This is a genomic window from Phytohabitans maris, assembly GCF_031085175.1.
In the GTDB taxonomy this organism is placed as follows: domain Bacteria; phylum Actinomycetota; class Actinomycetes; order Mycobacteriales; family Micromonosporaceae; genus Phytohabitans; species Phytohabitans maris.
The window spans coordinates 78,102-97,449 of sequence record NZ_JAVHUY010000011.1 but is presented as its reverse complement, the minus strand read 5'-3'; the positions used below and the strand labels follow the sequence as shown (position 1 = coordinate 97,449).

The window sequence follows — 19,348 nt, the reverse complement described above, 5'->3', positions numbered from 1 at the left end:
GGGCGGCCACGAGGCTCCCAACGCGCTCATCTGCCCACCTCGTACGGGATGATGACCTCCGGTGCGCGGTGGACCGCCCGGTCGAAGAAGAGCGCGCGGTGCGGGCGGGGGTACCAGGACGGCCCGCCCGGCTGGGGGGAGAGCGGCGAGAGCTCCGACCCGTGTACGTCCAGCGCCACCCACGCGCCGACCGCGTCGAAGCGGGCGCCCACCCCGCCGAGGTCGTCGCGGAGCCGGGTGACGCCGCGCCACCAGCCGAGCACGTGCACGTGCCGTTCCGGCCCACGGGCCAGGAGCTCGCGCAGCGCCGGAAGGCGGCCGGCGGCGGCGTCCCACGCGTACCCGATGACGTAGTGCGGCGGCCCGGTGGGAGTGTCGGCCAGCTGCGCGAGGAGTTCGGCGGCGGCGCCGGCGTCGTCGTACCAGCCGGCGCCGGGCAGGGCGGCGTGCAGCAGGCCGGCCGCCGGGGAGGCGTCGTCGTCCAGGCACACCACGCTGAACCGCGCATCGTCGTCCACTGTGGCCAGTGAGCGGCCGGCGGCGCCCAGGACCGCGCAGGCCTCCTCGACCCGGGTGCCCAGTACGGCGAGGTTGCGCCCGGGCGCGCGGGCGAGCCGGACGACCGCGGGCCGCGGCTGTACGTCGATGGTCTCGCCGAGCACCGCGCCGTCCGCGGACAGCTCCTCGGGGTACGACGGGACCGCGTCGCCGTCGAAGAGGCGGGGCGGCTCAAGGCCCTCGGGGCGGGCGTGCCACAGCTTCTCCTGGAGCGCCCGCCAAGCGCCGCGGTCGCTGGCGTCGGGGAGGCGCACGATGCGGTTGGCGTCGGGCACCCCGGAGTCGGCGTTGACGACCGCGTGAAAGCGGGGGATCACATCGGCGGCGAGGTTGGTGTCGGCCAGGATGCGGCGGGCCTTGGGCAGCGCGATCCGGAGCGTAAACTGGGCGACCAGCGCCGACCGCCCCCACAGCGCCTCGATGCCGGAGACGTCCTGCGAGGCGAGCACCAGGTGGATGCCCTGCGAGCGGCCGCGCCGGGCCAGGTCCTCCAGCAGGCCGACCGCCTCGGTGGCCATCGCGTCGCGGCCGGCCAGCAGCACCTGAAACTCGTCGATCACCGCCACGATCCGGGGCCAGTGGCCGCTCGGGTCCTCGGCGCGCAGTTCGGCGAGCTTGGTGGCCTCGTGGCGCTTGGCGGCGTGCGCCCGGCGGCGCAGCTCCTCGCCGAGGTGGCGCAGCAGCGCCAGCCCGAACTCGCGGTCGCCGTTGACGTTGACGCCGACCAGCCGCACCTGGGGCAGCCAGCTCGGGTCCCGCCGCCCCGGCGCGAACCGCGCGAACGACACCCCCTCCTTGAAGTCCAGCAGGTAGAGGGCCAGCTCGTCGGGGGAGTACCGGGCGGTCAGCGCGCCCAGCCAGGCGTAGATCAGGTTGGTCTTGCCGGAGCCGGAGGGGCCCCCGATGAGGGCGTGCGGCGGGTCGTCGCCGAGCAGCACCTCGACGAACTCGCCGTCCGGGCCGTCGCCGAGCGGGGCGGCCAGCCCGGTGGCCGAGCACTCGGTCCAGAGCTTCTCCGGGGCCAGGTCGGCGAAGCGCGCCGCCGGCGGCCCGGCCAGCAGCAGCTCGGCCAGCTCCCGGCAGGCGGCAGCGACCCGGTCGGCGGCCGGCGGCGGGTCGAGGCGGACCGGCAGGACCCCGGTGGCGCCGCAGGCGGCGGTGCCCCCGGACACGGCGACGCGCTCCACGGTGGGATGCGTCTCGATCGGCAGGCCGCGGGCGAGCACGTGTACGCCGCAGGCCACGCCCGTGCGCACGATCCGGTCGAGCTGCGCACGCTGGCCGGCGGTCAGGTCGGCGGCGGTGGCCGCGTCGCCGAGCAGCACCACGAGCCGCCACGGCTCGGGGCGGCGGGCGGCGGTGGCGGCGGTCAGCTCGGCCAGCGACGCGTACTCGCCGGCGAGCACGCTCTCGTTGATCCGCCGGATCTGCTCCACCAGGTCGTCGAGCATCGCGGTCAGCCCGCCCGGCCCGACGAACGTGAGCAGGTCGGCGTTGCCCAGCGGCGCGAAGCCGGCGAGGCTGCCGCCGAGCTGCTCCGGGTCGTAGACCGTGAGCCGTACCTCGCCGGGGCGCGTGCTGCCGAGCACCCGCAGGAGCAGGCCGGCGATCACGCCATCCACTGTGGACGGATCGCCGGTGAACGAGAGGTGGGCGTGGTCGAGCAGCGGTACCAGAGCCGGGATCGTGGCCGCGGCCGGCTCCTGCCCGAGCGTACCGATCCGGAAGAGGCCGGGGCGCCTTCCCCGTTCCGGCTCGGTGGGGCGCCACGTCCGCCAGGACGCGCCGGCCGCACCGGGTGCGCAGGAGGCGGCCACGGCGGCCAGGTCCTCGACGACGGCGCCCGCGGTCTGGTCGAAGCGCGCGCGGATCTCGTTCCGGGCCGCCTCGCGCGCCGTGGCCAGAGTGGACAGCCGCTCGCCGTGCCGGGCGAGCGCCTCGTCCCGGTGGCGCCGTGCCTCGTCCCGCGCCGTCTCGGCCGCGCTCAGCGCCGCCCGGGTCAGCCCGCGCGCCACGGCCAGGTCTCGCCGGACCCCGGCCACGACCCCTTGACGGACGCTAGCCACGGCGTTCCTTCTCCTCGCGCTCGCCGGCGCGGCGCAGCTCCTCGGTCACCGCGGCCAGCTCGTCCGGTTCCCGCCCGGTGACCCGCAGCAGGACGCCCACGAGGACGGCCGCCGTGACCGCCGCGTCGACCGGGTGCGTGCGCTCGCCCTCCTCGCGCTGCGGCGGCGGGGCGTGGCAGGCGCGGGCGAGCAACTCGTCGACCACTACGTCGTCCACGGCCGGCAGCAGCTTGCGGACCCGGGGGAGCAGCGCCTCGCGTACCCGGGAAAGGTCCTCTTTGGAGGGTGGGTGGCCGAGCATCTCGGCGGCGAGAAACCGCAGCGGCGCCGGTGCCACCGCGGACAGTGCCAGGCCCACGGCCGGGTCCACCGCGGCCAACTCCCGGCGCAGCCGGGCGCGGTCCTCGTCCGGGACCGTCCGGGCGCAGCGGTGCAGCAGGTCCACGGTGGACTCCGCGCCCCGCTCCGGCCGGCTGCCTGATCGCTCAGTCAGCTCGTCGACCCGGTCGGACCAGAAATGGGTCAGGGCCGGCGGCCCGGCGTTCGCGGGTGGTCGCCGGGCCGCGGCCGGCGCCAGCGCCGCGTGCCAGTCCCGGTCCGGCGGGGGTACGGCGTCGCGCGGCAGCCCGATCGACACCAGGTAGCCGGCCAGCGCCTCCCGGGCGGCGAGCAGTGCGCCCGCCGCGTGGTCGAGGTGTTCGCCGGCGGCGGTGAGCGCGGGCGGCGGCGCGGTCGTCGCGCTGGCCCGCATCACCCAGGCGAGCAGCCCATTGGCGGTGCGCAACCGGTCGGCGGCCGTGGCCACCTGCCCCACCGGCAGCTCCTCGCCGACCTCCTGGATCCGGTACGCCAGCGCGTGCAGAAGTGAGCTCACGGCCGTCCTCGCTTCGCTGCGGGCGGCCGCGAGCCACCAGATGCGCTGAGCCCGATGATTCGCTCGCTCATGATCTCTACAGGGCGGCGGCGTACTGCTGGGCCTGCTCCATCGCGCCCAGCGTGGCGGTCAGGCAGTCGTCGAGCTCGGTGGCGGCCTGGGCGAGCGCGGCCTGCGCGGAGGTGACCGACTCGTGCCCGCTGCCCTCGACCGCAGCGGCGAGGCTGAGCTGCGCCTCGCCGAGCTTTTCGTTGGCCGCCCGGACGGCCTCCTGGCCCTCCTGCACGTGCTGCATCGCGGCATCGATGGCCGCTTTCACCTCGGCGACGCTTGCCACTTGACCCCCTTGACGGACAAACGGGGCAATCCTATCCGTATTTGTCCTAGTAGCACGGGATCGTCCGGGTTTCACGCTGTGTCGCTGACGCGGCGTATTACCAGATTTGCGTAATCTCGGGGGAGCCACCGTTTTGGGGGTTCCCGTGAAGATCGCGTGTCTGGAGCACCTCCTGCCCGGCGACCGGCTGCAGGACAAGTGGGAGTTCGCGCTGCGGGTCGGCTACGACGCGATCGAGCTGCGCGGCCGTGGCGCGTACACGTTGCGCCAGCGCCTCCCCGAGCTGCGCCGCGCGGTCCGCGACGGGGTGGTCCTCCCGACGGTCAGCGTGGACATGCGGCACTTCTTCGGCGCCTTCGACCGCGAGCTGCGCCGGGACGCGATCGACCAGGTGAAGTCGCAGCTGTCGGCGATGGCCGACATCGGCGGGCGGGGCGTGGTGACGCCCGCGTCGCGCGGGATGTTCTCGCCGCTGCTGCCGCCGTTCCGCCCGCCGCGCAGCGCGGAGGGGGACCGCGACGTGCTCGTCGAGGGGCTCACCGAGCTCGGCCGGCACGCCGAGAAGGAGGGCGTGCGGCTCTTCCTGGAGCCACTCAACCGGTACGAGGACCACATGGTCAACCGCGTCGACCACGGCGCGGAGCTGATCCGCGCGGTCGGCACGGCGGGACTCTGCGTGGGCGGGCTGGGCCTGGCCGTCGGCACCTTCCACCTCAACATCGAGGAGGACCACCCGGCTCTCGCCATCCGGGGCGCCGGCCGGCTCGTCGGGCACGTACTGGCCGCCGACTCCAACGGCTTTCAGCCCGGGGCGGGGCATCTGGAGTGGTCGTCCGTCCTTTCCGCACTGTCCTGTGTGGGCTACGACGGCTTCCTCACGGTCAAGTGCCGGCTTCGGGGTGACGAGGTCGCGGCGGTCGCGTCCGTCCCCGCGTTCCTCCGCTCCCGCTGATCCCGGTGGATTGCGCTGGCCGGTTCTTCGGTGCTACGGTTCATTAGTCAAGTAATGAACCTAAGAACCTTGAGGTGCTCCCGTGTTCGACGACCGGAGTCCGATCTATCTGCAAATCGCCGACAAGATCAAAGAGGACATCCTGAGCGGGGCACTTGGGGAGGACGAGCAGGTCATGTCCACCAACCAGTACGCGAGCTTCTACCGGATCAACCCCGCCACCGCCGCCAAGGGCTTCCAGCAGCTCGTCGAGGAGGGCGTGCTCTACAAGCGGCGCGGCATCGGCATGTTCGTCAGCCCGGATGCCCGCGAAAAGCTGCGCACCGAGCGGCGCGAGCGCTTCTTCGAGGAGGTCGTCGACGCGATGATCACCGAGGCCCGCGTGATCGGCATCCCCCTGGACGAGATCGTCCGCCGGATCGAGGGGGCGAAGTGACGCTCTCCGTCGAGGTCAAGGACCTCACCATCCGGTACGGGGAGACGGTCGCCGTCGACGGGCTCACGCTCAAGCTGGCCGGCGGCAAGATCTACGGCCTCCTCGGGCGCAACGGCTCGGGCAAGACCAGTGTGCTGTCGGCGGTCTCCGCGTTTCGCAAGGCCACCAGCGGCGCGGTGCTGGTCGGCGGCGCCGAGCCGTTCGAAAACGCGGCCCTGACCCGGCAGATCTGCTTCGTCCGCGACCGGGTCGACGCCCAGGACGGCGACTGCGCCCGTGGCGTGTTTCGGATGGCCCGGATGCTGCGCCCCAACTGGGACGAGGAGTACGCGCAGGCCCTGATCGAGCGCTTCCACGTGCCCCTCAAGAAGCGGATCGGCGCGCTCTCCCGCGGCGCCAAGTCGGCGCTCAGCGTCACGCTCGGCCTGGCCGCGCGGGCGCCGGTGACCATCTTCGACGAGTCCTACCTGGGGATGGACGCCCCCTCGCGATACGCGTTCTACGACGAGCTGCTCAACGACTACATCGCCCATCCGCGCACGATCATCATCTCCACACACCTGATCGAGGAGGTCGGCTCCCTCTTCGAGGAGGTCGTGATCATCGACAAGGGACGCCTGGTGGCACACGACGACACGGAAGCCCTGCGCGCCCGGGGTGTCGCGGTCACCGGCCCGGCCGACGCGGTCGCGGAGTTTACAGCCGGGCGCACGGTGCTGGGCGACCAGCGGCTGGGTGGCACCCGCTCGACCACGATCTACGGCCAGCTCACCGCGGAGGAGCGCGGCCGTGCCCGGGGCGCCGGCCTCGATCTGGGGCCGGTCGGACTCCAGGACCTCTTCGTCCACCTGACCGCGGAGGAGCGGCGATGAGCACCTACACCCCGTGGATCGTCACGCGCACCCAGACGCGGGCCAGCCTCCTGATGGTCGCCGGCTACTGGGCCATCATGCTCCCCATCTACGCCGCGATCGTCGCCCTGGTGCTGGCGGTCGGCGACGTGGACGTGAGCATCTGGGCCACCTCCGGCGGCTCCGCCCCCAAGTACTTCCTGCTGGCCGTCGGCGTGATGCTGGCGACGGTGTACCTCCCGGTCTACGTGGGCAACGGCGTCACCCGGCGCGACTTCGCGCTCGGCGCCTCGCTCTACATCCTGCTGGCCGCCGCCGTGTACGCGGTCTTCATGACGCTCGGCTTCGCCATCGAGTACCCGATCTACTCGGCGCGCGACCTCATGGGCAACCTCACCGACCCGTACCCCGTGCGCTCCATGGCCGACGCGCTGGCCATGCTCGTCGGTCAGCTGCTCGTCGGTGCCGTCTACCTGGTCTGCGGGTGGTTGATGGGCACCTGCTTCTACCGCCTGGGCGCCTGGTGGGGCATCGTCCTCATCCCGCTGACGGTCCTGCCGGCCGTCGTGACCGAGATCGGCTTCGACGCGCTCTGGCTCGGCTACGCCATCAACAACGGCCTGGGCATCGAGCCCCCGCCACTGGCGGTCGGCGTGCTCATGGCCGTGGCGTCCATCGCCGTGGCCTGGGTTGCCAACTTCGTGCTCATCCGCACGGTCGCCATCAAGAAGGTCTCCGGCTGAGACGGGGAGGGACCCATGCCGGTCATCGAGATTTCCAACCTGCGCAAGAGGTACGGCGAGACGGTCGCCGTCGCCGACGTGTCGTTCACAGTGGACAGTGGTGAGATCTTCGGGATCCTCGGCCCCAACGGCGCGGGCAAGACGACCACGGTCGAGCTGCTGAGCGGGCTGCGCCGGCGCGACGGCGGCACGGTCCGCGTACTCGGGAAGGACCCGGACCGCGACGGCGCCGAGCTGCGCGAGCTGGTCGGCGTGCAGCTCCAGGAGAGCGAGCTGCCCGAGCGGATCCGGGTGTCGGAGGCGCTGGAGCTGTACAGCACCTTCTACCGCGAGCCGGCCGACTGGCGCGAGCTGCTCGACGTGCTCGGCCTCTCCGGACGGCGCAACGCCCGCTTCGGCACCCTCTCCGGCGGCCAGAGGCAGCGGCTCTCGATCGCGCTCGCGCTGGTCGGCGACCCGCAGGTGGCCGTGCTGGACGAGCTGACCACCGGGCTCGACCCGGCCGCCCGGCGGGACACCTGGGCGCTGATCGAGAGCGTCCGCAACCGGGGCGTGACGGTCGTACTGGTCACCCACTTCATGGACGAGGCCGAGCGCCTCTGCGACCGGGTCGCCGTGATCGACGCCGGCCGCACCGTCGCCGTCGACACGCCAGCCGCCCTCGTGGCCAAGGTCCAGGCCGAGCACGGCCTCGACCGGGCCACGCTCGAAGACGCCTACCTGGCCCTCACCGGCCACGAGATCGGGGTATAGCGCCATGACCACCGCAGTCACCCGACTGACCATTGTGGAGTCGAAGCTCTTTCTCCGGGACACGACGAGCGTCGTCATGGGCGTGGCCTTTCCCGCTGTGCTGCTGCTCCTGCTCGGCTTCGCGATCCCCGGCTTTCGCGAGGCGACCGACGACCTCGACGGCCTGCGGCCGATCGACATCTACGTGCCGATCGTGCTGGCGATGGCGATCTGCACGACCAGCGTGAGCGTGCTGCCGACGTACCTGGCGACCTACCGCGAGCGCGGCGTGCTCCGCCGGCTCGCCACCACGCCGGTCGGCCCGGTCAGGCTGCTCGGCGCCCAGCTGCTGGTCAACGGCGCCGGCACGCTGGTCGCCGTGGCACTGGCGGTCGCGGTCGGCACTGCCGCGTTCGGCGTCGACCTGCCCCGGCAGGTGCCGGGCTTTCTGATCGCGCTCGTGCTGGGCACGGCGGCCATGTTTGCCGTGGGCCTGCTGATCGCGGCCGTCGCGCCGCGCGCCAAGACCGCCACCGGGATCGGCATGCTCGTGTACTTCCCGATGCTCTTCTTCGCCGGCGTGTGGACTCCCGGCCCGGTCATGCCGGACGGGCTGCGGCGGGCCAGCGACCTCACCCCGCTGGGCGCCGCATCCCAGGCAATGCAGGACGCGTGGAGCGGCGCGTTTCCGTCCGCGCTGCACCTGGCCGTGATGGCCGGCTACCTGCTGCTGGCCGGCGCACTCGCCGCCCGGTTCTTCCGCTGGGAGTGACGGCCAGCCAAGCTGATCCCGCTGCCGCCGTCGCCGGACAGTGGTCCCCCGGCGCCGCCCCACCCTCGGCCCTTGCTCCGCCCCGGCTTGATCCCCGGCGCCGGCTGTGCGGGCTTGGCGGTGCGCACGCTGCGGGCTTGGCGGCGGTGTCGGGGGCGACGGCCGCGTCTCCTCGGGGCTGGTCAGACGCGAAAGCCGGCGGCCCGCGCCGCCTGGCGCTCGCGTTTGCGCTCCCGCCGGCGCCTGAGCACCCAGACGAACGTGAGCACCATCGCGACCAGGAAGAAGAGCACCAGGAACGGCAGCACGATCGCGATCACCGACATGAACACGCTCGTGGCGTCTTCCGCGGTGCTGGCCACCGGCGCGCCGATGCCGGCCGTGCCCGCGTTGATGACCGGGCGTGCGGCCGCCTTGATGCCGTGCACGCCGAGCGCGATCAGCACGCCCACCGCCACCGGCACCCACTGGTTGGAGGAGAAGAAGTGCCCCGGGTCGCTCACCGTCACGGTCTCCGAGCTGGAGCCCGCACCGAAGGCGAGCCCACCCGCCGTCGGCCGGACGGCGGTCTGCACGACATCGTTGACGCTGTCGACCACCGGGATCTTGTCGGCGAAGAACTCGACCGCGAGCAGCAGCGCCAGGATCGTGATCACCCAGCCGTCGCTCAGCCAACTCCAGCCGCTGGGCAGCTCGATCAGGTCGGTGTAGCGCGCCAGCAGCCCCATCGTGAGCAGGGGAATGTACGCGTTCAGCCCGGCCGAGGCGGCCAGGCCCGAACCGGTGAGCGCTTCCAACACGTGTCCCAGCATCGCACCGCACCGCCACCCCGGCTGCCCGCCGCGCTCCGCCCGCCCGGCGGGCCTGCGAACGGCGCCGCGGGCACTTGGCTAGTCTCTCCGGGTGCGGTTGGTGATTGCGCGGTGCTCGGTGGACTATGTCGGACGGCTCTCGGCGCACCTGCCGCCGGCGACGCGGCTGCTCATGGTGAAGGCGGACGGGTCGGTCTCGATCCACGCCGACGACCGGGCCTACAAGCCGCTGAACTGGATGAGCCCGCCCTGCCGGCTGGAAGAGGCACCAGGCGTCTGGCGGGTGGTCAACAAGGCCGGCGAAGAGCTGCGCATCACGCTGGAGGAGATCTTCCAGGACACCTCCTACGAGCTGGGCATCGACCCGGGCCTGCAGAAGGACGGCGTCGAGGCGCACCTGCAGGAGCTGCTCGCGGCCAACCCGACCACGCTGGGCGACGGCTACACCCTGGTGCGCCGCGAGTACATGACCGCGATCGGCCCGGTCGACCTGCTCTGCCGGGACGCGGTGGGCGCGGCGGTCGCCATCGAGGTCAAGCGCCGTGGCGAGATCGACGGTGTCGAGCAGCTGACCCGCTATCTGGAGCTGCTCAACCGTGACCCGCTGCTCGCGCCGGTGGCCGGGATCTTCGCCGCTCAGGAGATCAAGCCGCAGGCAAGGGTGCTGGCCGAGGACCGGGGCATCCGCTGCGTGGTCGTCGACTACGACAAGCTGCGCGGCATCGAGCGCGACGAGCTCACGCTCTTTTAGCCGGCCGGTCATCGCGGGTGGTAGAGCGCGGCCCGCACGGTCTGGACCAGCTGCTCGGGGTCGGCGTAGAGGTCGGCGTCGGTGAAGTAGCGCATGCGCCAGCCCCTGGTCTCCAGCCAGTTGTGCCGGGGCTGGTCGAGGTGGGAGTCGCCGGCGTAGACCACGCCGACCCGCTCCTCGGCGTAGCCCAGGTCGACGTGGCAGTGCACCCGACCCTTGTCGTCGCGGACGGCGAGCTGCGGCTCGGGTGCGGGGAGCAGGCCGTCGCGCAGGACCAGACGCAGGTGGCTCTCCTGGCGGCAGCGCGCCCGCGGGTCGGCTAGCGGCACCAGGTCGCGGGCCTGGCGCACGCCGCGCAGCCCGTCGTGCCGGGCGACCTCGTCGGCCAGATCCTCGGCCGTGCAGGCGCCCACCCGCAGCGCGGCGTCGAGGACGGCCAGCGCGTCGAGGCGGCCGAGCTGGCGGGCGAGGTCGACCGCGCACCGGGCCGGGCCGAGGCAGCGCAGGCCGAGGACGTCGCGCACGTCGGCGAAGGGGAGCACCGCTCCGTGCGCGGCGATGCCCCGCCGCTGAGGCAGCGAGGTGCCGGCGGGGACCGTGACGTGCAGCGCGTCGGCGGGCACGACGCCGAAGCCGTAGAGCATCGCGGCCGTGTGGTGGGTGAGCACGGCGGCGGGTGGCAGCACCCGCACCGCCGCCCGTAGCCGGTCGAGGTCGGCGGGGGGAGCGTCGGTCATGACGCAAAGGATCGGCCGGCCGCCGGGATGGGCGCTAGCGCCGGGCGGCTGGCTGTGGACAGCCGGGCCGCCTGTGGAAAACGCCCTGATCAAGCCCGGATGTGCTATCTCGCCGCTGTCGGTGGAGTCCGCCGAACCGGGGATCGCGGAGGGTGAGGCCGCGGGAACGCACCCTGAGAAAACGCTCCGCGGTAGCTCAAGATCTTGTCGCCGCCGCGGGATGGCGGGGTGCGGCGCGGGACCGCGGCGAAGAGCTCTCCTAGGCGTGCCAGGTCGCCGGCGCGATCTGCACCGCGTACGGCAGCTCGGCGGTCACGCACTGCCCGGGGTTGACGCTCCGGTGCAGCTCGTAGTGGCCGGCCGCGGCCCGGTTGTAGAGGTGCGCCACCGGACCGTTGCTGGTGCGCTCGATCCGCCAGAACGCCTCGATGCCGGCCTCGGCGTACAGGCCGGGCTTGACGGACCGGTCGAAACGGCGGCTGCTCGGGCACTCCACCTCGACCACGAGCGCGACGTCGCCGGGGTCGGCCCAGGCGCCGCCCTTGGGGCTGCCCGGGCGGAGCACCGTGACGTCGGGGGTGAGGTAGCTGCCGCCCGCACGCACGCCGACGCCGCCGGTGACCGTCCAGCCGGGCGGTACGGCGCTGCGCAGATCGGTGGCGACCTGCTCGACCAGCTGCTGGTGGTCGTCGTCGAGCGGGGCGCTCACGTGGAGGGCGCCGTCGACGACCTCGTACCGGTGATTGTCGCGCGGGAACGCGCGCAGGTCGGTCTCCATCCACGGCCGGCCTGGCGCCTCGAGTCGGGGTGCCACGCTGAACCACCTCCTCGTGGCCAGCCTACCGAGGCGACCGCCCCGCGCGAGTGGATCAATAAATCAGGCGAGAGCGTCCCGGGCGCGGGCCTTGAGCGCGCGTACCACCCCGTCCTTGCCCTCGGCGACCAGCCGGCGCAGCGGGGCCGGGTGCCCCGGCTGGGCCAGCCAGGCTTCGGTGGCCGCGACGGTGGCCTCGCTCACCTGGTACGCCGGGTAGGCCAGGATCACGAACTCCTGCGCCGGCTCGCTGTCGCGCAGGTCCCACACCTGGCGGACGGCCGCGAAGTACGGCTCCACGTACGAGGCGGTCAGCGCGACCTGGGTCGGGTGCTGGAAGCCCTGGAGCAGCGACCGGTGCTCCCAGTTGGGCAGCGCCTCCGGGCCGGTGAGCCGCCGCCACACCTCGGCCTTGGCCTCGGGGGTGGGCAGGAGCGCCCGCGCGTACGCCGCCTCCCGCTCGCCGCTCGCCGTGCGGTCGCGGGCCAGCTCGGCCTCGATCTCGTCGCTGCCCACCGCGCCCTTGGCGGCCAGCGACTGCACCAGCGACCAGCGCAGCTCGGTGTCGATGGTCAGCCCTTCGGGCACGCCCACGCCGTCGAGCCAGCCGCGGAGCACGGCCAGGTCGGCGGCGTCGCGCGAGGCGGAGGCGTACGCCCGGGCCCAGGCGAGCTGGAAGCCGCTGCCCGGCTCGGCGGCCGCGACGGAGGTACGGGCGGTGCCGGCGAGCGCGGCCCAACCCTCCGGCGCCCAGGCCGGGTCGGCGTAGAACGAGAGCGTGCTCTGCGCCTGCCGGAGCGTGGCGGTGACCAGGTTGATGTCGCGCTCGGCGGGGAGGCCGGCCACGACCAGCGCCACGTAGTCGCGGGCGGCCAGCTCGGCGTCGCGCACCATGTCCCACGCGGCGGCCCAGCAGAGCGCGCGGGGGAGCGAGGACTCGAAGCCGGCGATGTGCTGCACGACAGTGGCCATCGAACGGTCGTCGAGCCGCAGCTTCGCGTACGTGAGGTCGTCGTCGTTGAGCAGCAGCACGTCGGCCACCCGCACGCCGGCGAGCTGGGGAAGCGGCGTCTCCTCGCCGGTCACGTCGACCTCGATCCGCTCCCGCCGCACCAGCCGGTCGCCGACCACGTCGTAGAGGCCCACGCTGATCCGGTGGGTGCGCAGGACCGGGTACTCGGGCGGGGCCTCCTGCAGGACCGAGACGGACTCGTACGTGCCGTCGGGCCGGAGCGAGATGGCCGGGCGCAGGGTGTTGACCTGTGCGGTCTCCAACCACTGCGCGGCGAACTTGCGCAGCTCCCGGCCGGATGCCGCCTCCAGCTCGCTGAGCAGGTCGTCGAAGGTGGCGTTGCCCCAGGCGTGGCGGCCGAAGTACGAGCGGAGCCCGGCCAGGAACGCGTCCTCGCCCACGTACGCGACGAGCTGCTTGATCACGCTCGCGCCCTTGGCGTACGTGATGCCGTCGAAGTTGACCTCGACCGCGGCGAGGTCGGGCATCTCGCAGTACACCGGGTGGGTGGAGGAGAGCTGGTCCTGCCGGTAGCCCCAGTTCTTGCGCACGGACAGGAACGTGGTCCACGCGTCGGAGAAGCGGGTGGCGTTGGTGTTGCACCAGTGGCTGGCCCACTCGGCGAACGACTCGTTGAGCCACAGGTCGTTCCACCAGCGCATAGTGACCAGGTCGCCGAACCACATGTGGGCCAGCTCGTGGAGGATCGTGTTGGCCCGCTGCTCGTGCTCGAAGTCGGTGACCTGCGAGCGGAAGATGTAGTGCGCCTCGGCGTGCGTGACGCAGCCGAAGTTTTCCATCGCGCCGGCGTTGAAGTCGGGCACCCAGAGCTGGTCGTACTTGGGCAGCGGGTAGCGCACGCCGAACTTGCGGTGGAAGTAGTCGAAGCCCTGCTTGGTGATCGTGTGCAGCTCGCCGTCGTCCATGTGCTGGGCCATCGAGGCGCGGCAGAAGTAGCCCATGTCGATGCCGTCGTGCTGGTGGCGCACCTCGTGGTACGGCCCGGCGCAGAGCGCGGTGATGTACGTGCTCATCCGCACCGACTGCTCGAAGTGGACGGTCTTGACGTCCGGGGAAGGGGCGACGGTCCCGACCGGCGCGTTGGAGACCACCTTCCAGTGCGCCGGCACGACCGCGTGCCAGGTGTAGACGCTCTTGAGGTCGGGCTGGTCGAAGCAGGCGTACACCCGCTGGGCGTCGGCCGTCTCGAACTGGGAGTAGAGGTAGACCTCCTTGTCCACCGGGTCGACGCTGCGGTGCAGGCCCTGGCCGCTGGCGGAGTAGAAGAAGTCGGCGTCGACCACGAGCGTGTTGTCGGCGGCGAGGCCGCTGAGCACCAGCCCGTCTTCGGCGGACCAGGCGGAGATGTCGACCGGCTGGCCGTTGAGCTCGGCGGAGCGCACCCGCTGGGCCGCGACCTCGATGAACGTCGACGCGCCCGGCTCCGTGCAGCTGAACGCCACCCGTGTCGTGGAGCGGAAGGTCTGGTCGCCGTCGCCGGCCCGGGAGAGGTCCAGGGTGATGTCGTATCCGGTGACCTCGATCAGGCGGGCCCGTTCGGCCGCCTCTACCTGGGTCAGGTTGCGCACTCCGGCCACGGTCGTCTCCTGCCTCTCCGCCGTCGTCGTCGACAGCCTGATCGAGCGGTCCTGGTCGACAGCCCGTCGAACGAGTCTGTCATGCCAACCTCACCGTTCCCGGAGTGGCCCAGGTCACCGAGCAATCGAGGATCCGCGGGAGCAGGATGAACGCATGGTTGAGCGTTCATCAGTTGACATGTGGTTCGACCCGATCTGCCCATGGGCCTGGCTCACCTCCCGCTGGCTCCTCGAGGTGGAGAAGGTCCGCCCGGTCGACATCCAGTTCCACGTAATGAGCCTTTCCGTGCTCAACGAGGGACGGGACCTTCCGGAGAAGTACCGCGCGATGATGGAGACCGCGTGGGCGCCGGTGCGGATCTGCGTCGCGGCCGAGCGGGCGTACGGGCCCCAGGTCCTGCGCGACCTCTACACCGCGCTCGGCACCCGCATCCACCCTGGCAAGCAGGAGCGCGGGCCGGAGCTGTACCGGGCGGCGCTCGCCGAGGCGGGCCTCGACCCCGACCTGGCCGCGGCGGGCGACTCCACCGAGTACGACGTGGCGCTCCGGGCCAGCCACGACGCCGGTATGAAGCCGGTCGGTCTCGACGTCGGCACCCCGGTCATCCACGCGCCCGGCCCGGACGGCAACAAGATCGCGTTCTTCGGCCCGGTGATCACGCCGGCGCCCAAGGGTGAGGCGGCCGGCAAGCTGTGGGACGGCGTCCTGCTGGTGGCCGGCACCCCCGGCTTCTACGAGATCAAGCGCACCCGGGAAGCCAGCCCTGTCTTCGACTGACACCCCCGTGATCGAAGCTCCCGCCAAGGCGCTAGAACGACTTCGAGGGAGCTTCGATCACGGGGCGGGACGCCCTCAGGGTGTCGGTCGTCACACCCAAGTGCGACGGTACCGTCACGCACTATGACGATCGTGCACCCGATCGCCCGGGCCTGGATCACCACCGGCGGCACCGGCGCGCAAAACTACGACGAGTTCGCCGATGACGCCGAGATCACCTCGATCATCGCCGACAACCCGCACAGCGCCCTCGCCGTCGAGATGCCGCACCGGGCGCCGGAGAGCCTCGGCAGCGGCTTCGCCGACGCGCTCCCGGCCGCCGTCGAGCGGCTCGCCGAAGCCAAGGCGGACGGCAGCTACACCCCCGCCGAGCAGGTCATCGCCCTCTACCGGATCACCGCGCCGGGCGAGGCGCCGGCGTACGGGATCTTCGCCATGGTCGACACCGAGCAGATCTCGACCAGCGCCGACGAGCCCGGCCTGGTGATCCGCAACGAAGACGTCTTCATCGAGAAGGTGCGCGAGCGGGTGGCGCTCGCCGGGGCCACCGGCCACCTCCTCTCGCCCGTGCTGCTGCTGCAGACCGCCCGCGGCGACGACCTGCACGCGGCGCTGGCCGGGGCGACCGACCGGGCCGGTGCCCCGGCGGCCACCGACCTCGACCAGGCCGGCCGTACGCACGCGGTGTGGCTGGTCGGCCCCGGTCCGGAGCAGGACGAGCTGACCGCGCTGGCCGGCGGTGGCGAGCTCGTCGTGGCCGACGGCAACCACCGCAGCCTCGCCGCGCAGACCGCCGGGCTCCCGCTCTTCCTGGCCGTGGTCACCACGCCCGAGTCGGTCACCATCCAGCCGTACAACCGGCTGGTCAGCGAGCTGACCGTGCCCGTACCCGAGCTGCTCGACCGGCTCCGCGCGGCGGGCGCCGAGGTGCGCGCGGAGGCCGGCCCACCGGCCGTCCCGGCGGCGGGCGGCACCGTCCGGCTCTATGCGGGCGGCGAGACGTACGCGGTGGCGCTGCCGCCGACGCCGGGCGCGAGCGCGGTCGACAACCTCGACCACGCGCTGGTCGAACGGGTCGTGCTCCGCGACGCGCTGGGGCTCGACCCGGGCGACAAGCGGATCACGTACGTGGGGGGCGACTACCCGGCCGGCTGGCTCGCCGGCGAGGTCGATGCCGGGCGGGCGGAGCTGGCGATCCTGATCGCGCCGGTGACCGTCGACGACTTCGTCTCGGTCAACCTGGCCCGGCAGAAGCTGCCCCGCAAGAGCACCTGGTTTACCCCGAAGGCCCGTGGCGGCCTCGTCCTGGCCCAGCTGGCATGAAGCTGCACCCACAGGTGGCGGCCGCGCTGGCCGCCCGGCCGCGGCCGACCCAGGAGCAGATCGCGGCCGACCCGATGGCCCAGCTGGTGGCCACGCGCGACGCGATGGTGGCCGCGGTCGAGGTGGAGTGCGGCCCGCCGATGCCGATCGCCCATGTGTCCGATGTGGACGCCGACGGGGTGCTGTGCCGGCTGTACGTGCCCGTGCCCGGCGCCCCCGTCGTGCTCTTCCTGCACGGCGGCGGCTGGGTGATGGGGAGCCTGGAGACCCATGACGGGCTCTGCCGGCGGATCGCCGACCGGTCCGGCTGCGCGGTGCTCTCGGTCGACTACCGGCTCGCGCCCGAGTGCCCGTACCCGGCCGCGCTCGACGACGCCGAGACCGCGCTCGGGTGGCTGCGCCGGGAGGCGGAAGGCGTCGACGCCACCCGGATCGCGGTCTGCGGTGACAGCGCGGGCGGCCACCTCGCGGCGGTGCTCGCCCGGCGGCAGCGGGACGCCGGCACGCCCCTGGCTTACCAGGTGCTGATCTACCCGGTGATCGACCCGACGATGGCCGCCGAGTCGTACCAGCAGCTCAGCGACTACGGCCTCGAGTCGACGGCGATGGCGCTCTTCTGGGCGATGTTCCTCGGGGACGCCGGCGACCGGGAGAGCCCGGACATCGCGCCGCTCGCCGCCGACCTGGCCGGCCTGCCGCCCGCGCTGATCCTCACCGCCGAGTACGACGTGCTCCGCGACGAGGGCGAGCGGTACGGCGAGGCGCTCCTCGCGGCCGGCGTGCCGGCGGTGGTCGCCCGGTACCTCGGCGTCAACCACGGGTGGGTCCGCAAGCTCGCCCTCTTCGACGCGGCGGGCGTGGCGGCGGACCAGGTGGCGGCCGGTCTGCGGGCCGCACTGACCGCCTGACAGACTGCCCGGTATGCGCGTCTACCTGGGAGCCGACCACGCCGGCTACGAGCTGAAGGTGCACCTCGTCAACTACCTCGGCAAGCAGGGGTACGAGACGGTCGACGTCGGACCCCACGCGTTCGACCCCGAAGACGACTACCCGGCGTTCTGCCTGCACACGGGCGCTCGCGTGGTCGCCGACCCGGGCAGCCTCGGCATCGTGATCGGCGGCTCCGGCAACGGCGAGCAGATCGCGGCCAACAAGGTCGCCGGCACCCGCGCCGCCCTCGCCTGGAACGTCGAGACGGCCCAGCTCGCCCGCCAGCACAACGACGCCAACCTGGTCGCCATCGGCGCCCGCCAGCACACGATCGACGAGGCGACGGCGATCGTGGAGGCGTTTCTGACCAGCACGTTCTCCGGCAGCGAGCGGCACGCGCGGCGGATCAAGCAGGTCGCCACCTACGAGGAGACCGGCGAGCTGCCGGCCCTGCCCTGAAGAATCTTTCCGAGACATAGAGCTACCGCGACGTCCGTCGTGGTCCAGACCGTTGCGCGGGGTCCCCGGGGAAACGTGGAGCGCAGCGGAGCGTTTTCTTGGGGTGCATTCCCGCGGCCTCACCCTGCGCGGTTGGCAAAATCCCCGGCCCGGCCCGGGGCGCCGGCTAGCGGGCGCCGCGAGGTGGGTCGTCGCGGGGCACCCAGCCGCGCCGGACGATGATCAGCCGCTCCTGCGCCTCGGCCAGGTCGGCGTCGGTCGGCCGGGCCGCGTCGCGGGCGCGCATCGCGGCGCTGATGCCCACCTGCGACGACCCGGAGCCGACCAGGCCGCGCAGCCCGCGCTCGGTCTCCCGCTCGTCGGGCGGCCGGGCCGGCGGATCGGGGTCGAGCACCTCGGAGGTCACCATCGAGGCCGCCGCGTCCGGGTCGGGCGGCTCGCGGTAGTCGTCCGGGGGACGCGGGCGGGCCGGCCGCCCCGCCACCCCCTGCCGCAACCGGCGCCGCCTGCGCTCAGGATCCGCCATGCGCTCGACCGTACAGGTCCTAGAAGATTTCCGGCGCGCTCGGCTGGCGGTACCAGCCGAAGGCGGTGCTCGCCCGGTGGAGGGCGCCGGGGCGCAGCTCGCGTACCCGTCCCGCGGCGGCCAGGGCGGCGAGCGAGGTGCCGCCGAGGTACGCCGCGCCCAGGTCGGTGACGTCGCAGGCCAGGTCGGCCTCGGCCGAGGTGCGCTCGCAGGTCGCCCCGGGCGGGCCGCCCGCGACGCGCCAGCGGCCGGCGTTCTCCGGCAGCAGCGGGTCGCCGACCTCGAACACCACGTCGAGGTCCGTCGCGTACCGCCGGGCGGCCAGCGCCGCCGGCAGGTCCAGCAGGCGTACCCAGAGGCCGTCGGCGAAGTGGGTGTCGAGCTGGCGGATGTCGCTGGCCAGGTACAGCAGCGGGTCGTCCACGGCCGCGAACCCGTACGTGACCGTGCGGGCCAGGTCGATGCCGAGCAGGAAGCGCCACAGCGTCGCGTACGCCACCGGGTCGGCGGCCGCGATCTCGCTCACGTGCACCGTGGCGTTCGGGCCGGTGGAGCTCCAGCCGCTCTTGGAGCGCCACAGCGCGTACCCGTCGACGCCGCCCTCGCCCTCGTGCACCACGGCCCGCCGCTCGGTGGCGCCCTCGCGGCGGCCCGGGGAGTCGGCGAGCACCTGTGCCCACCACTCGTCGGTTCGGCTGGACCAGCCCGGACGCTCGGGGCGCAACGTGTCGTACACCTTGGTCAGCTCGGGGTAGAGATCGGCCGGACTTCCGGCGCGGAGCCGGCCCCCGGCGGTGGCCGCCGGCAGCTTCACCTCGCGGGTGTCGATGCTGAGCTCCAGCCGGGTGGAAGCGAGCCCGTACCCGAAACGGGGGTAGATCCGCGCCTCGCTCGCCCACAGGATGGCGAGCGGCTCCCGCCCGGCGTCGCGAAGGTCGCGGAGCTGGCGCCGCATGAGGCGGGTGAGCAGCCCTCGCCTGCGGTGGGTGGGGGCGACGCCGACGCCGGTGACGTGTGCGGCGGGCAGGACCGCGCCCGGTACGGTGAGGTCGCGGGCGGCGGCGAACGTGTGCCCGACCACCTCGTCTGCGTCGGTGACGACCAGCGTCCGGTCGGCCTCCCAGACCCGCCGGTCGAGGTCCTGCTCCTCCTGGTCGAGGGCGCGGTGGAAGAGGCCGAACAGCAGGGTCGAGGCCTTCAGGAAGTCGTCGGGCGTGGCCGGGCGGAGGGGGAGGTCGTCCGTCATGCGTTCTGTGTAGCCCATGCCCTAGGGGGTCGGCGACCGGT

General features: G+C 73.0%; 19 protein-coding genes and 1 pseudogene. 11 read left to right on the top strand and 9 right to left on the bottom strand.

Annotated features, from left to right (window positions below; genetic code table 11):
* Positions 1–26 precede the first annotated feature (26 nt).
* The 3 genes from RB614_RS13860 to RB614_RS13850 form a co-directional block, all read right to left on the bottom strand.
* On the bottom strand, positions 27–2,624 hold the full coding sequence (locus tag RB614_RS13860) for an FtsK/SpoIIIE domain-containing protein (protein WP_308712874.1): 2,598 nt from the start codon (positions 2,622–2,624) through the stop codon (positions 27–29).
* Positions 2,617–3,498, bottom strand: coding sequence for a hypothetical protein (locus RB614_RS13855; protein WP_308712873.1), 882 nt, complete (start codon positions 3,496–3,498; stop codon positions 2,617–2,619). The genes RB614_RS13860 and RB614_RS13855 overlap by 8 nt, the downstream gene beginning before the upstream one ends.
* 76 nt (positions 3,499–3,574) lie before the next feature.
* Positions 3,575–3,835, bottom strand: a complete 261-nt coding sequence (locus tag RB614_RS13850) for a hypothetical protein (RefSeq protein ID WP_308712872.1) — start codon at positions 3,833–3,835, stop codon at positions 3,575–3,577.
* 145 nt (positions 3,836–3,980) lie between these two features.
* On the opposite strand from RB614_RS13850, the gene RB614_RS13845 reads away from it, so the two are divergent.
* From RB614_RS13845 to RB614_RS13820, 6 genes and pseudogenes are all read left to right on the top strand, one after another.
* Complete coding sequence (locus RB614_RS13845; RefSeq protein WP_308712871.1) at positions 3,981–4,787, top strand: sugar phosphate isomerase/epimerase family protein; 807 nt, start codon at positions 3,981–3,983, stop codon at positions 4,785–4,787.
* A gap of 82 nt (positions 4,788–4,869) precedes the next feature.
* Positions 4,870–5,223, top strand: a complete 354-nt coding sequence (locus RB614_RS13840; RefSeq protein WP_308712870.1) for a GntR family transcriptional regulator — start codon at positions 4,870–4,872, stop codon at positions 5,221–5,223.
* On the top strand, positions 5,220–6,095 hold the full coding sequence (locus tag RB614_RS13835) for an ATP-binding cassette domain-containing protein (protein ID WP_308712869.1): 876 nt from the start codon (positions 5,220–5,222) through the stop codon (positions 6,093–6,095). Before RB614_RS13840 ends, RB614_RS13835 begins: the two co-directional genes overlap by 4 nt.
* Entirely contained in the window at positions 6,092–6,817 is a 726-nt protein-coding gene (locus RB614_RS13830; protein WP_308712868.1) for a hypothetical protein, read from the top strand. Before RB614_RS13835 ends, RB614_RS13830 begins: the two co-directional genes overlap by 4 nt.
* Positions 6,818–6,832: 15 nt before the next feature.
* Positions 6,833–7,543 (top strand): annotated as a pseudogene (locus RB614_RS13825) (ABC transporter ATP-binding protein); the annotation flags it as partial.
* Positions 7,544–7,574: 31 nt separating this feature from the next.
* On the top strand, positions 7,575–8,321 hold the full coding sequence (locus RB614_RS13820) for an ABC transporter permease (protein WP_308712866.1): 747 nt from the start codon (positions 7,575–7,577) through the stop codon (positions 8,319–8,321).
* A gap of 182 nt (positions 8,322–8,503) precedes the next feature.
* On the opposite strand, the gene RB614_RS13815 is transcribed toward RB614_RS13820, so the two are convergent.
* Positions 8,504–9,121 (bottom strand): DUF4126 domain-containing protein, encoded by a 618-nt coding sequence (locus RB614_RS13815; protein WP_308712865.1) that lies wholly within the window; start codon positions 9,119–9,121, stop codon positions 8,504–8,506.
* Positions 9,122–9,224: 103 nt separating this feature from the next.
* On the opposite strand from RB614_RS13815, the gene nucS reads away from it, so the two are divergent.
* Positions 9,225–9,884 carry an endonuclease NucS gene (nucS, locus tag RB614_RS13810; protein ID WP_308712864.1) on the top strand — a complete coding sequence of 220 codons (660 nt, stop codon included), beginning with the start codon at positions 9,225–9,227 and terminating at the stop codon, positions 9,882–9,884.
* Positions 9,885–9,892: 8 nt separating this feature from the next.
* Here the strand turns inward: nucS and RB614_RS13805 are convergent, their stop codons facing one another.
* The 3 genes from RB614_RS13805 to pepN form a co-directional block, all read right to left on the bottom strand.
* The gene (locus RB614_RS13805) at positions 9,893–10,621 is read right to left on the bottom strand and encodes a type IV toxin-antitoxin system AbiEi family antitoxin (RefSeq protein WP_308712863.1); all 729 of its coding nucleotides are present in this window, start codon (positions 10,619–10,621) and stop codon (positions 9,893–9,895) included.
* A 259-nt stretch (positions 10,622–10,880) separates the two neighbouring features.
* A complete protein-coding gene (locus RB614_RS13800; RefSeq protein ID WP_308712862.1) occupies positions 10,881–11,435 on the bottom strand; it encodes a Uma2 family endonuclease in 555 nt (184 codons plus the stop codon).
* Positions 11,436–11,498: 63 nt separating this feature from the next.
* A complete protein-coding gene (gene pepN / locus RB614_RS13795; protein ID WP_308712984.1) occupies positions 11,499–14,036 on the bottom strand; it encodes an aminopeptidase N in 2,538 nt (845 codons plus the stop codon).
* 163 nt (positions 14,037–14,199) lie between these two features.
* Here pepN and RB614_RS13790 point away from each other — a divergent pair, with 163 nt between their 5' ends.
* The 4 genes from RB614_RS13790 to RB614_RS13775 all read left to right on the top strand — a co-directional run bounded on the left by RB614_RS13790 (position 14,200) and on the right by RB614_RS13775 (position 17,535).
* Positions 14,200–14,823: a mycothiol-dependent nitroreductase Rv2466c family protein gene (locus RB614_RS13790; protein ID WP_308712861.1), complete on the top strand. Its 624-nt coding sequence runs from the start codon at positions 14,200–14,202 to the stop codon at positions 14,821–14,823.
* 123 nt (positions 14,824–14,946) lie between these two features.
* Positions 14,947–16,146 carry a DUF1015 family protein gene (locus RB614_RS13785; protein WP_308712860.1) on the top strand — a complete coding sequence of 400 codons (1,200 nt, stop codon included), beginning with the start codon at positions 14,947–14,949 and terminating at the stop codon, positions 16,144–16,146.
* A complete protein-coding gene (locus RB614_RS13780) occupies positions 16,143–17,054 on the top strand; it encodes an alpha/beta hydrolase (RefSeq protein ID WP_308712859.1) in 912 nt (303 codons plus the stop codon). Before RB614_RS13785 ends, RB614_RS13780 begins: the two co-directional genes overlap by 4 nt.
* A gap of 13 nt (positions 17,055–17,067) precedes the next feature.
* Entirely contained in the window at positions 17,068–17,535 is a 468-nt protein-coding gene (locus tag RB614_RS13775) for a ribose-5-phosphate isomerase (RefSeq protein WP_308712858.1), read from the top strand.
* A 166-nt stretch (positions 17,536–17,701) separates the two neighbouring features.
* On the opposite strand, the gene RB614_RS13770 is transcribed toward RB614_RS13775, so the two are convergent.
* Both RB614_RS13770 and RB614_RS13765 read right to left on the bottom strand, forming a co-directional pair.
* Complete coding sequence (locus tag RB614_RS13770) at positions 17,702–18,061, bottom strand: hypothetical protein (protein WP_308712857.1); 360 nt, start codon at positions 18,059–18,061, stop codon at positions 17,702–17,704.
* A 19-nt stretch (positions 18,062–18,080) separates the two neighbouring features.
* On the bottom strand, positions 18,081–19,307 hold the full coding sequence (locus RB614_RS13765; protein WP_308712856.1) for a GNAT family N-acetyltransferase: 1,227 nt from the start codon (positions 19,305–19,307) through the stop codon (positions 18,081–18,083).
* Positions 19,308–19,348: the final 41 nt, after the last annotated feature.

Excerpts from the sequence above, each read along its gene's own strand:
- RB614_RS13830 (WP_308712868.1), top strand. The coding sequence starts at position 6,092 with ATGAGCACCTACACCCCGTGGATCGTCACGCGCACCCAGACGCGGGCC.
- RB614_RS13820 (WP_308712866.1), top strand. The coding sequence starts at position 7,575 with ATGACCACCGCAGTCACCCGACTGACCATTGTGGAGTCGAAGCTCTTT.
- RB614_RS13805 (WP_308712863.1), bottom strand. The coding sequence starts at position 10,621 with ATGACCGACGCTCCCCCCGCCGACCTCGACCGGCTACGGGCGGCGGTG.
- RB614_RS13790 (WP_308712861.1), top strand. The coding sequence starts at position 14,200 with ATGGTTGAGCGTTCATCAGTTGACATGTGGTTCGACCCGATCTGCCCA.
- RB614_RS13785 (WP_308712860.1), top strand. The coding sequence starts at position 14,947 with ATGACGATCGTGCACCCGATCGCCCGGGCCTGGATCACCACCGGCGGC.
- RB614_RS13780 (WP_308712859.1), top strand. The coding sequence starts at position 16,143 with ATGAAGCTGCACCCACAGGTGGCGGCCGCGCTGGCCGCCCGGCCGCGG.
- RB614_RS13775 (WP_308712858.1), top strand. The coding sequence starts at position 17,068 with ATGCGCGTCTACCTGGGAGCCGACCACGCCGGCTACGAGCTGAAGGTG.
- RB614_RS13770 (WP_308712857.1), bottom strand. The coding sequence starts at position 18,061 with ATGGCGGATCCTGAGCGCAGGCGGCGCCGGTTGCGGCAGGGGGTGGCG.
- RB614_RS13765 (WP_308712856.1), bottom strand. The coding sequence starts at position 19,307 with ATGACGGACGACCTCCCCCTCCGCCCGGCCACGCCCGACGACTTCCTG.